Consider the following 11879-nt stretch of genomic DNA (forward strand, 5'->3'; position numbering starts at 1 on the left):
CCCCACGGCGACGACGACCGCCCCCAGGAACAGGACCGCGCCCGCGAGCAGCCCCATCGACTGCGCGTACGTGAGGTGCTCGGCGAGCACCGCCTCGACGTATCCGACCGAAGAGGCGCAGAGCACGCCGAGCTGGTAGGCGAACCCGGGAAAGAATCCTCGAAGCGACGGCGGGGAGAGCTCGTTGATGTGCGCGGGGATGATGCCCCATGCGCCCTGAACCATGAACTGCATGCCGAAGGCTCCGGCGAGGACGAGGCCCGGGGCCGGCGCCGCGATCCAGAGCGGGATCAGCAGGATCGCGCCGCCGATCGCGGCGACCATCGTCCGCCGCCTCCCCCACCGGTCGGAGACGTGGCCGAAGAGGAGGCCTCCGGCGATCGCCCCGATCATCGCAATCGCCGTCACGGCCGCCGTCCACCGGGGATCGTAGTGCCGCTGCTTCTGGAGGAACGTCGGATAGAGATCCTGAGTCCCGTGCGAGATGAAATTCATCATCGCCATCAGGAGAACGAGGTATCCGAAGAGCTTCCCGTTCTTCACGACGGCGCGCCGATAGGAGGGCCAGTCCGTCCGCGTCCGCCGCCACGCCTCCGGCTCGACCACCTTCGCGCGGATGAAGAGCGACAGGAGCGCGGGGGCGCCCCCGAGGAAGAACAGGGCGCGCCACCCGAATCTCGGAAACACCGTTCCGTAGGCGACCGCCGCCAGGAGGAAACCGCACGCGTATCCCTCCTGCAGCAGTCCCGAGAGGAGCCCGCGCCATTTCGCGGGGACCGATTCCATCGCGAGCGAGGCGCCCACGCCCCACTCACCGCCCATCCCGATCCCGTAGAGCAGCCGCAGCACGAAGAAGGCCGTGTACGTCGGCGCGAACCCGGAGAGGACCTCGACCACCGAGTAGAAGACCACGTCGAGCATGAGCGGGAGCCGCCGGCCCCAACGGTCCGCCATCAGCCCGAATACGACGGCGCCGATCGGTCGCATCGCGAGGCTCGCGGTGAGCGTGAGCGCGACGTCCTTGATGCTCTTCCCGAAGTCGTGGGCGACGGGGATGAGGACGAACGTGAGGACGAAGAAATCGAACGCGTCGAGAGTCCACCCGAGGAAGCCGGCGATCAGCGCGTTGCGCGCGTTCGCGCGGGAGAGCGACGCCTCGGTCATCGCGGAACGGCGAGCGTCGGAAGACGGCGCATGCGCGCCGCGATTGTAATCCCGGCGAATTCGGCGCGGCGGCACGCGCGGGCCGCCCGGCCGGGCGGCGTATACTCGCGGCGTGACCCGCGGAACGATCTTCCTCGCGCTCTCCGCGATCGGGCTCGCGACGGTGCTCGGAGGGGCCGCGGGCCGCCGGTCGGGGGGCGACGTCTCGTCCGCCGCGCTCGGCGAATACGCGCAGCTCGTTTCGACCGCCGAGTCGTGGAACGCCGCGAAAGTTCCCGCCGAGAAGCTCGTCTACGCCTCGATCCACGGGATGCTCTCTTCTCTCGATCCTCACACCGCGTTCCTCGAGCCCGACGACTTCTCCTCCCTGGAAGAGCGCCACCAGGGCTCCTACTTCGGAATCGGCATCACGATGCAGCGGCGCCAGGGACGCGTCACCGTGATGGCGGTGACGCAGGGGACCCCGGCCTGGAAGATCGGGCTGCGGACCGGCGACGTGATCACCGGAATCGACGGAGAGAGCGTCGACGACAGCTGGGACACGCGGCGCGTTTCCGAGCACGTCCGGGGTCCGCGGGGAACGCCGGTTCGGCTCACGATCCACCGGCCGGGACTCGCGGAGCCGATCACCGTGACCGTCACGCGGGACGAAATTCCGCAGAACTCCGTCCGCCACGCTTTCCTCGTCGGCGACGGCGCCGGCTACGTCCAGCTCGCCGAATTCACGCAGACGTCGGCCTCCGAGGTCTCCCGCGCGATCGAGAAACTCGAGCGGGACGGCATGAAACGGCTCGTCCTGGATCTCCGGGGCAATCCGGGAGGCGTCCTCGATCCCGCGCTCGCGATCGCGGACGTCTTCCTGAAGAAGGGCCAGACGATCGTGACCACGCGCGGCCGGATCCCGTCCGCCGACCGCGACTACGCCGCCGCGGGACGCGCGCGCCGCTTCGAAGGCCCTCTCGTCGTGCTGATCAACCGCGGATCCGCGTCCGCCTCCGAGATCGTCGCGGGCGCGGTGCAGGACCACGACCGCGGGCTGATCCTCGGAACGACGTCATGGGGAAAAGGCCTGGTCCAGGGGGTCTACCCGGTTTCGTACGGGGCGGGCCTCGCCCTCACGACCGCGAAGTACTTCACCCCTTCGGGCCGCTGGATCCAGCGGGACTATTCCGACCTCTCGGCGTACCTCCTGCCGGACATCCACGATGAGGCCGCTCCGGACGCCGCGAAGAAGAACGGGAAGCTCTTCTCGACCGACGCCGGCCGCCCGGTCTACGCGGCCGGCGGGATCACACCCGACGAGATCGTCCCGGCGCCGAAGCCATCTCCGTTCGCGCGGCGGCTGCAGGCACACGGAGTCTTCTTCAACTTCGCCGTGGACTACCTCGCCCGCCATCCCGACGTGGCGCGAGGCTTCTCGGTCGATCCGGCGGTGAGGGAGGAGCTCTTCCGGTTCGTCGAGAGCCAGGGAATCGAGAAGGCGGAGGCGGCGCGCTCGGAGTATCTCGCCGACCCGTCGCGCTCCCGGATCGACGCCGAGATCGCGCAGGACGTCCTGTCGTCGAAGTTCGGGCCCGACGAGGGGTGGAAGAGCTGGCTGCGTTCCGACATCCAGATGGAGCGTGCGCTCGCGTCGTTTCCCCAGGCGGAACGGCTCGCGAACCTGAAGCCCGGGTCCATCTCCCGCAGCTGAGAACCCGGTGCGGCGACGCATCGAGCGATTCGGGCGCCGACCGCCCGCGTCGCGACGGATCGCCGGTCACCGGCCGCGGCCGAACGCTCCGACGTTCTCCGCCACCCGCACGGTCGAGAGCTGTTCCCATCCCGCCACGGTGAGCCGTTTCCCGTCGGGGGAGATCCCGAAAGACTCGTTCGCCACTTCCGGGTCGAAGGCGCCGAACGGCCGGAGGGTCTCGCTCGTGTCGCGCGCGGGATCGAAGTCCTGACGGTAGAGTCCGTACGCGCCGTGTTCGTCCTGGCCGACGAATACGACCGTCTTGCCGTCCGGCGTCCATCGGACTCGCCCGACCGAAGTCGACGCATACCCTTTCCGGATTTCGAGTCGAGCGAGGAACGGCGTCGGTTTCCCGTCCGAGAGCCGACAGACGTGGACGGAGCAGCGCGCCGGATCGTCGTTGACCCGATAGGCGACGTACGCCCCGTCCGGGGAGGTCTCCGGATACGCGATCGTGACCGACCGAACGAGCCGCGTCGCGTCGCTCCCGTCGGGCCGGATCTTCCAGAGGCCGAGCTTTTCCGAACCGAACGAGGCGTACGCGATCCATCGGCCGTCCGGCGTCTCCGTCGGATTCTCGGCGTCCACGCCGTCCCGGGTGATCTGTCGGGCGCCGGTGCCGTCCGGTTCGGCCGACCAGACCTCGAACGGGCCTCCGCGGTTCGAGCTCCACAGCACGTGCTTCCCGTCGGGGGCGAAGGCCGGGTCCCAGTCGTCGGCCGGATCGTCCGTCAGGCGGCGCATCGTTCCGGAGGCCGGAGCGATCTTCCAGAGATCGAGGTTGCCGCTCCGGTTCGAGGAAAAAATCAGCCAGGCGCCGTCGGGCGAATAGGCCGGTTGACGGTCGTCGCTGGCGCCGCGGGTGATCCACCGGACCCCCGCCGGATCGGCGGAGGACGACAGGGTCAACTCGCGGAGGTTCTCCCGCATCGAAACGACGTCGAAGACGAGACGGCCCGCGGCGAGGACGTCGAGAACCTGCGCGTTCGCCGGGGTCCAGAGGAGCGTCTGCGCCTTTCCCGTGCGGACGTCCTGACGGACGATCCGGCCCGCGCTCCCGGTCACGGAGGCGGTCGCGGAATCCGCCTGGGAATAGACGAGGGCGTCCGGTCCGACCCAGGCGACGGCGGAGAGCCAGCCGGTCCGCCGGGGAGGCGGGATCGACCGCGTTCCGCCCGTCGCGGCGTCGATGAGGAAGATCGCGCAGGGAGCTCCCCCGTTCGAGGCCTCCGAGGCCGCGATCGTCTTGCCGTCGGGCGACCATCGGGGATGGAGCAGCGGATGGCCTCGGACCACGGTCACCTCCCGCGCTCCGCCCCCGTCCGCGTCGACGACGCCGACGGGATACACGATCGCCGATCCCTCCTTCCGCCATCGAAGATAGGCGATCCTTCGTCCGTCGGGAGACCAGTCCCCTTCGACCGCGTCGGCCACGATGCGCCGCGGCTCCCCGCCGACGAGGGCCGCGCGATAGAGGACGGTGCGTCCCTCCTCGGCCCGCGAGAACAGGACCTGCTCGCCGTCGGGCGAGATCCGGGGATTCGTGTCGGGGCCCGCCGTCAGCGGCGCCTCGCTCCCGTCGGCGAGCTGCTCGATCCAGATCCGCGATCTTCCGTCCCGATCGGACGTGAACGCGATCCGGCGCCCGTCCGGCGACGCCGAAGGGGACGAATCCCGGCCGGAGAACGTCACGTCGCGGAACGTCGAGATCGCCGGCGCCGCCGGGAGGGAGACGAGCCGGGCGACGCCGAACCCGGCGGCCGCGGATGCGAGCGCGACGAGAGCCGCCGCGGCTCGCGATCTCCCGGCGCGGGGCGCCGCCGCCGCGAGCCCGCGCGGCGCCTTTTCGATCCGGCGGGGAAGCGATTCGAGCTCGCGAGCGAGATCGCCGGTCGAGGCGTACCGCCGGTCGGGATCCTTGGCGAGGCACCTCGCCACCACCCACCGGACGACCTCGGGGGCTTCCGTCTCCGACAGCGGAAGCGGCTCGTCGCGAAGGATCGCCGAGAGGGTCTCCGCGGCGCTCTCGCGCCGGAACGCCGGGCGCCCCGCGATCATTTCGTACAGGATCGAGCCGAACGAGAACTGGTCGGATCGATGGTCGACGGCCGCGCCCCGCGCCTGCTCGGGCGACATGTACGCCACCGTTCCCATGACCGAACCCGACTCCGTCGCGGCGAGCTCGGCGGTCAACGAACCGGAGCCCGGGAGAGCGGGGCCGACGACCTTCGCGAGCCCGAAGTCCGCCAGCTTGACGAACCCCGACCGCGTCAGGAGGACGTTCTCCGGTTTCAGATCGCGATGCACCACGCCGCGGGCGTGAGCCGAGGCCAGCGCCGCCGCGATCTGGCCGGCGTAGTCGAGCGTGCGCGGGAGCGGCAGGCTCTCCTCCATCGCCTCCCGGAGCGTGGTCCCGTCGACGAGCTCGGAGACGAAGAAGTGGACGCCGCTCTCTTCCCCGACGTCGAAGACCGCCACCACGTGGGGGTCGGCGATCGCCGACGCCGCCCGGGATTCGCGCTCGAAGCGGCGCAGCCGATCGGGATCGGCAACGAAGGCTTCGGGAAGGACCTTGAGCGCGACCTCCCGCCCGAGCCGCGTGTCGCGCGCCCGAAATACCTCTCCCATTCCTCCCGCGCCGAGGCGCGAGAGGATCTCGTAGGGACCGAGCCTCGTTCCCGGTGAGAGTTTCATGGAGCCCGGAGGAGGATTCTAGCGCTCCGGAGCGAGCCCTCGCGGAGGGTCGGTTCGCGTCAGCTCTCCCTCACCAGCTTGAAGATCGCATACAGGTGATGCGCTTCGTGCACGAGGAAGAACTCGATCCATTCGGAGAGAAGGAGCGGCCCGAGGACGGCGTGGATGCCGATGCGGGCGAGGTCGCCGTCGGAGAGCGCCCGGACCGCCTCGATCAGCCCCGCGCGACGTCCCGCCGCCGTTCCGAGGAGATCGCCCGCCGGAAGGCTGCGCCACTGCCGCCACGTCGGGTCTTTCTCCGCCCGATACGGAGGAAGGAGGGGCGATTCGCGCGCGAGGATCACGCGCACCCGCGCCGCGCACACGCCGTGCATCCGCACGAGATGCGCGAGGTGCTCCCGCGCGCACCACTTGTCCGGGGCGGGAGCGCGTTCGAGGCGCGGCGACCCGGGATCGCCGAGAAGTGCGGGCCACGAGGAGAACTGCGCATCGAGGCGCGCGGCGAGCTCCGAGGAAGCGCTCACGGGGCGGCGAACCGGCGGAAGAAGCTCGTCGGCTTCCACCGGGGCCGCTCGTCGCGGTTGGCCGTGGCGACCACCGCGTCGAACATCAGCCGCTCGTAGGAGGCCGCCGCGCCGAGATCGACCGGCTGCCCGGGGTCGTCCGCCGGAGAGTGGTACCGCTCCGCCAGCCATCGCGTCAGCACGGCGGCCTCCGGCGACCCCGCCGGCGCCGCGACGTCGACCATCACCGAAGGGACGCCTTCCCGGACGAAGTTGTACTGGTCGCTCCGGATGAAGACGTGCCGCTCCGGCTCCGGATCGCGCTGGACGTCGATCCCGAGCCCGCGCGCGGAGTCTCGAACCGCGTCGCCGGCGTCCGATTCGTCCAGCCCGAGGACCGTGACGAGCCGCAGGGGGAACAGCGGCAGGAACATGTCGATGTTGAAATCGGCGACGATCCCGCGGCTCGGGACGGTCGGGTGGAGCGCGTACCACCGCGATCCCAGGAGTCCCTTTTCCTCCGCCGTCACGAAGAGCAGCAGCACGCTGCGCCGAAGGCGGATTCTCCCTTCGTGCGCGAATTCCGCGAAGTCGAGGAGGGCGGCGCATCCCGACGCGTTGTCCATCGCGCCGTTGTAGACGGCGTCTCCTCCGACGGGAGGCCCGATCCCGAGATGGTCGAGATGGGCGGAGAGCACGACGACCTCTCCGGCGAGCTTCGGATCGGATCCCCGGATCAGGCCGGCGACATTGAAGGAATCGACCCGTGCCGTCTCCTCCGCGAGCTCCGCGCGGATCTCCGCCGCCAGGGGGAATCGCGGGAGCGGCATTTTGCGCTCGGCGAGATCCACGATCTCCGCGAAGGCGTGCTCCGATCCGGCGAAGAATTTCTCCGCGCGCGCCGGATTGACGACGAGCGAAACGCGTTCCCCGGCGAGTTCGTCGAGCGCCGGGTCGGCGAGGCTCATGGACGGGATCGATCGCGCCCGCGCATGGCGCTCCCACGGGCTCTCCATGTGCCGCGGATTCGGAATCGCGATCTCGCCCACGGCACCGGCCGCGCGGAGGGCCTTCCACCGGACGCCGGATGACTGGGCGTGCGCCGAGAGCTCCGAAGGAATGCCGGGAGGACTGCCCGACAGGAACATCGCGATCTTTCCGCGGAGATCGATTCCCTTCAGGTCGTCGTACCCCTGCTCCGGCGCCGAAACGCCCCATCCGACGAACACGACGGGCGCTTCGATCTTCGCCGCCGGGTCCGTCCGGAGGCCGACGACGATGTCGTCGCCGAACGCCAGCGGCTCCTCGCGGCCGCCTCGGACGAGCGCGACGCGGGACCGATCCTCGAGGAGCCGCCGGGATTCGAGCCGGACCGGTTGCTCGTATCCCGAAATCCCCGCGGGGACCACTCCGGACCGGCGGAGCGTCTCCTCGACGTCGTCGGCGGCGCGCCGGTAGCCCGGCGTGCCCGTCCCGCGCCCTTCCATCGCGTCCGACGCGAGGTCCCGCACGTGCGACCACCAGCGGGATCCGTCGGGGGGCGCGGCCGCGACGGAGGCGGCGGCCAGGAGGGCGATCGCCGCGATCCGCCGGCGCATTCAGCGTGCCCCTTCGACGAGCGTTTCCTGGGCGGAGACCGCCTGCCAGCGGCCGCCGTGGAGAACGAAGACGTCGGTGAACCGGACCCGAACGGAGAACGACCCGTCCCGCGCGGTCACCGTGTTGATCCCGGTCACGACGCCCGCATCCCCGTAGATCCGCGCGCGGAGGTCGGAGAGCCGCTGCGACGCATCGGCGCGGGCCGCCGACCGCAGCGCCGCGAGCGCCTCGTCCTTCGTCCGGAGCTCTCCCTTGTACGTCGCATCGAGGAAGTCGTCGGCGAGGATCACCGCGACCGCCGAGGCGTCCCGCCTCTCGAGGGCGTCGACCCAGCGCGATTCCACGCGGAGAAGCGCCTCGGGATCTCGAACGGGGGTGCGCGGCCGCGCCGGGGACGACGCGGCCAGGAGAATCGCCGCCGCCGCGAATCCGGGCTTCATCGTCCGATGATATGCCGCGAATCGTCATTTCGGCGCCGGGACACTAAGATGCTCGCGTGAAGATCGCGACCTGGAACGTCAACGGGATCCGCGCCCGCGAACGGCAGCTCGCCGAGTGGATCGAGCGCGACCGTCCCGACGTCGTCTGCCTGCAGGAGATCAAGGCCCCTCCCGACAAGATCCCGCTGCTCCTCTGCGAAATCGAGGGCTACTGGTGCTACTGGCACGGCCAGACGGCGTATTCCGGCGTCGGACTCCACCTCCGGAAGGAGGCCTTCGGCGCGAAGCCGGACTTCTCCCACCCGGCGTTCGATCACGAGACCCGGATCGTGACGGCGCGCGCGGGAGACCTCCTCGTCGCGTCGATCTACGTCCCGAACGGCGGCAAGGATTTCCCCGCGAAGCTCCGCTTCCTCGAGGCGCTCGATTCCTTCGCGGCGGAGCGACAGCGCGCCGGCGACACGATCGTCCTCTGCGGGGACCTGAACGTCGCCCGGACCGACCGCGACGTCCATCCGAAGGAGCGGCGGCCCGTCATCGGCCAGCTGCCGGAAGAGCGGGCGCTGCTGGAACGACTCCTCGGCCGCGGCCTCGTCGACGTCGGACGGGCGCTCGACCCCGACAACGAGAACCTGTTCACGTGGTGGGCGCCGTGGCGCAACATGCGGCAGCGGAACATCGGATGGCGGCTCGACTACGTGCTCGCGAGCGCGTCCCTCGCGCAGCGAGCGAAGAGCTCCGCCGTGCTCGCCGGCGTCGGGACGAGCGATCACGCCCCGGTCGTCGCCGTTTTCGAGTGAAGAGCCGGGAAAACGCGGGCTCGCCCGAAGGGAGGCGGGTCCTCTATCTGCACGGTTTCGCTTCCTCGCCGCGGGGCCGCAAGGTCGACGCGCTGCGGCGGGTCTTCGCTCCGGAGGGGATCGAGATCGACGCCCCCGATCTGAACGTCCCCGATTTCGCGCGCCTCGATTTCGACGCGATGGTCGCCCGGGCCCGCGGCGAGGGTCCGCCCCGGCCGCCCGCCGCGATCGCGGGAAGCTCTCTCGGCGCGCTCGTGGCGCTCGCGGTCGCGCGATCGTTCCCCGCGATCCCCCTCGTCCTGATCGCGCCGGCTCTCGGGTTCGGCCGGCGGTGGATCGAGAAGCTTCCGCCGGGAGATCCCCTCTCCTTCTTCCACCACGGCGAGAACCGGGAGATGCCGATTCACCGCCGGTTCTTCGAAAAGATGGCGGCGGTCGACGTCGACCGCGAGCCGCCGACGGCACCCGCCACGATCGTCATGGGAACGGAAGACGAGAGCGTCCCGTTCGCGGGCGTGGAGGAAGTCTGGCGGCGCTGGGGCGAATCGGGCGGGCTCGCGCCGGGCTCCCGCTTCATCGCGATCGACCGCGGAGACCACGGGCTGACGGCATACGTTCCCGAGATCGCGGACGCGATCCGCTCGGCGCTCGGCCTCCGCTGATCGAATTCGCGTCGCCGCCGACCCCGGGAGTAGAATTTCCGGAAAACCGTGAAACCTTCCCGGAGGCCCGTTCTCCTGCTCGTCCTTTTCGCCGCGGCGTGCGGCCGCGCGCGGCCGCCGTTCGGGGACACGGTGCGGATCTCGGTTCCCCACGACGTCATCGACCTCGACCCCCACTCGCAGAACCAGCTCGCCGCATTCTCGGTCGTGTCGCAGATCTACGAGCCGCTCGTGACGACCGACGCCACCATGCAGATCCAGCCTTGCCTCGCGCAACGGTGGGAGAATCCCGACCCCTCCACGTGGGTCTTCCACCTGCGCGACAACGTCCGCTTCCACGACGGAAAGCCCTTCGACGCCGAGGACGTCGTCTACACGATCGACCGCCTCCTCGCGACGCCCGGCCTCGAGATGACGGGATACCTCCTCTACATCGACTCCGTCTCCGCGCTCGACCGCCGCACGGTGAGGATCCGGACGACGAGACCTCTCGCGGTGCTCCTGAACAAGCTCCGTTTCATCTCGATCGTCCCGAAAGGCGCGACGCGCGAGGGCTTGAACGCGCATCCCGACGGCACGGGCGCGTACCGCCTCGCCGAATGGGTTCCCGGCAAGCTGCTTCGCGTGGTCCGCAACGACGATTACTGGGGCCCGAAGCCGGCCTTCCGCGAGGCGACCTTCCGACTCGACCGCACTCCCGCCGAAGCGCTCTCCGATCTCCTCACCGGCCGCTCCGACATGGTGCAGTGCAACTCGAAGAAGCTGCGGGCGGCGCTCGCGGATTCCCCCCGGTACCGGACCTTCCGCCGGACGAGCATCTTCGTGAAGTACCTCGGCTACGATTTCGCCCACGACGCTCCGGACGGCGTGTCGCCGCGGCCGAACCCGTTCCGGAATCTCCTCGTCCGGGAGGCGATGAACGTGGCGATCGATCGCCGCCGCCTCGTCTCCGCGCTCCCCTACGACGCCGTCCCCGCGACCCAGCTCGTGCCCCCGTTCATCTTCGGCTTCGATCCCCGGATCGGCGAGGCCCGGTTCGATCCGGAGCGGGCGCGGGCGCTCCTCGCCCAGGCCGGAATGCGAGACGGAATCACGGCGCCGCTCCTCACGCGAAAGCTCTTCGCGGAGCCGGCGGCGGGCGTCGCCGCCCAGCTCCGCGACGTCGGCATCCGGCTCGATCTGCGCGTGGTCTCCGACCCCGAGTTCTTCGCGATCGCCAACGCCGGCCGGTCCGCCCTCAACCTTTCTCGATTCGGGTGTCTCACGGGAGACATCAGCGACATCCTGGACAACGTTCTCCATTCGCTCGATCCCCAGCGGCACTTCGGAATCCACAATTACGTCGGCTACAGCAACCCGGCGGTCGACCGGGCGATCGAGGCGAGCGCGGAGATGCAGGGAATCAACGCGCGGCGGGACGCGCTGCAGAAGGTCGTGAAGACGCTGATGGACGACCTCGTCTGGATCCCGCTCTACGTCGACGACGACGACTATGCCGTCGACCGGCGGCTTTCCTGGCAGCCGCGCAACGACGGCCTGATCCTCGCGTCGGAGGTCGGCGGCGCCGCCGACTAGGCTTCGGCGCGGCGGGAACGGAATCGGCCGGCGGCTTCGCCGAATGCGGCTCCGACCGACCGAACCGCTGGGCTGGGACGCGCTCCCACCGAATCGGGAACCGGCAACCTTCTATTTCACCGGTTGCGCGAGCTTGAAATCGAAGGCACGGATTCGCCGGTCGGGGCGCGGCGTCCACACGAGATCCCGGCGCACGGCGTACAGGTCGTCGCGGAGCACGAGCGGGACGAGCGGCAGATCCCGCCGCAGGATTTCCTGCGCTTTCGTCAGCGACTCGTGCCGGGCGGCCGGATCGAGCGTCCGGTCGGAGAGCTCGATCAGCCGGTCCATCTCGGGGTTCGAATACCCGAAGTAATTCGACCGGCCGTAGCCGTTGTCGGGCGTGTGGAGGAGAGCGTCGAAGAGATCGGACGCATCCCCCGTTCCCGCCCCCCACCCGACGAGCGTGACCGGCACGTCCCCGGCTCGCCATCTCTCGTTGAATTCGGCGAACGGCAGGACGACCGGATGGAGCCGGACGCCCAGGGGGGCGAGCCGCGCCCGGAGCTCCTCCGCGGCCCCGCGGAAGTAGTCCGGGAGCAGGATGTCGCTGTCGAACCCCCGAGCCCATCCCGCTTCCGCGAGGAGGCGCTTCCCCTCGGCGGGGTCGAACGGCATCGGAGGAAGACCGTTGGAGTAGCCGAACACGGTCGACGGTACGAGCTGAT

Annotated in this window: 10 protein-coding genes; 4 read left to right on the forward strand and 6 right to left on the reverse strand. The window is 70.1% G+C overall.

The window, feature by feature from the left end; all coding sequences use genetic code 11:
- Nucleotides 1-1164 (reverse strand): MFS transporter (locus VFS34_06715; protein HET9794137.1); only part of this gene is annotated, 1164 nt, incomplete at its 3' end.
- 112 nt (nucleotides 1165-1276) lie between these two features.
- On the opposite strand from VFS34_06715, the gene VFS34_06720 reads away from it, so the two are divergent.
- Entirely contained in the window at nucleotides 1277-2857 is a 1581-nt protein-coding gene (locus tag VFS34_06720; protein HET9794138.1) for a S41 family peptidase, read from the forward strand.
- Nucleotides 2858-2923: 66 nt separating this feature from the next.
- Here the strand turns inward: VFS34_06720 and VFS34_06725 are convergent, their stop codons facing one another.
- The 4 genes from VFS34_06725 to VFS34_06740 are packed head-to-tail and all read right to left on the reverse strand — an operon-like array spanning nucleotide 2924 to nucleotide 8135.
- The gene (locus tag VFS34_06725; GenBank protein HET9794139.1) at nucleotides 2924-5593 is read right to left on the reverse strand and encodes a protein kinase; all 2670 of its coding nucleotides are present in this window, start codon (nucleotides 5591-5593) and stop codon (nucleotides 2924-2926) included.
- 59 nt (nucleotides 5594-5652) lie between these two features.
- Nucleotides 5653-6117, reverse strand: a complete 465-nt coding sequence (locus tag VFS34_06730; GenBank protein ID HET9794140.1) for a DinB family protein — start codon at nucleotides 6115-6117, stop codon at nucleotides 5653-5655.
- Nucleotides 6114-7694: a M28 family metallopeptidase gene (locus VFS34_06735; protein HET9794141.1), complete on the reverse strand. Its 1581-nt coding sequence runs from the start codon at nucleotides 7692-7694 to the stop codon at nucleotides 6114-6116. Before VFS34_06735 ends, VFS34_06730 begins: the two co-directional genes overlap by 4 nt.
- A complete protein-coding gene (locus VFS34_06740; protein ID HET9794142.1) occupies nucleotides 7695-8135 on the reverse strand; it encodes a nuclear transport factor 2 family protein in 441 nt (146 codons plus the stop codon).
- A 56-nt stretch (nucleotides 8136-8191) separates the two neighbouring features.
- On the opposite strand from VFS34_06740, the gene VFS34_06745 reads away from it, so the two are divergent.
- The 3 genes from VFS34_06745 to VFS34_06755 are packed head-to-tail and all read left to right on the forward strand — an operon-like array spanning nucleotide 8192 to nucleotide 11172.
- The gene (locus VFS34_06745) at nucleotides 8192-8935 is read left to right on the forward strand and encodes an exodeoxyribonuclease III (protein ID HET9794143.1); all 744 of its coding nucleotides are present in this window, start codon (nucleotides 8192-8194) and stop codon (nucleotides 8933-8935) included.
- A complete protein-coding gene (locus tag VFS34_06750; GenBank protein HET9794144.1) occupies nucleotides 8932-9597 on the forward strand; it encodes a YqiA/YcfP family alpha/beta fold hydrolase in 666 nt (221 codons plus the stop codon). Before VFS34_06745 ends, VFS34_06750 begins: the two co-directional genes overlap by 4 nt.
- Before the next feature lie 48 nt (nucleotides 9598-9645).
- Nucleotides 9646-11172: an ABC transporter substrate-binding protein gene (locus VFS34_06755; protein HET9794145.1), complete on the forward strand. Its 1527-nt coding sequence runs from the start codon at nucleotides 9646-9648 to the stop codon at nucleotides 11170-11172.
- A 111-nt stretch (nucleotides 11173-11283) separates the two neighbouring features.
- Here VFS34_06755 and VFS34_06760 read toward each other — a convergent pair.
- Nucleotides 11284-11879, reverse strand: a 596-nt coding sequence (locus tag VFS34_06760; GenBank protein ID HET9794146.1) for an ABC transporter substrate-binding protein, incomplete at its 5' end; no start/stop codon positions are given.

The sequence above is a fragment of the Thermoanaerobaculia bacterium genome (assembly GCA_035717485.1).
Lineage (GTDB): Bacteria > Acidobacteriota > Thermoanaerobaculia > UBA5066 > DATFVB01 > DATFVB01.

Excerpts from the sequence above, each read along its gene's own strand:
- VFS34_06725 (HET9794139.1), bottom strand. The coding sequence starts at position 5,593 with ATGAAACTCTCACCGGGAACGAGGCTCGGTCCCTACGAGATCCTCTCG.
- VFS34_06735 (HET9794141.1), bottom strand. The coding sequence starts at position 7,694 with ATGCGCCGGCGGATCGCGGCGATCGCCCTCCTGGCCGCCGCCTCCGTC.
- VFS34_06740 (HET9794142.1), bottom strand. The coding sequence starts at position 8,135 with ATGAAGCCCGGATTCGCGGCGGCGGCGATTCTCCTGGCCGCGTCGTCC.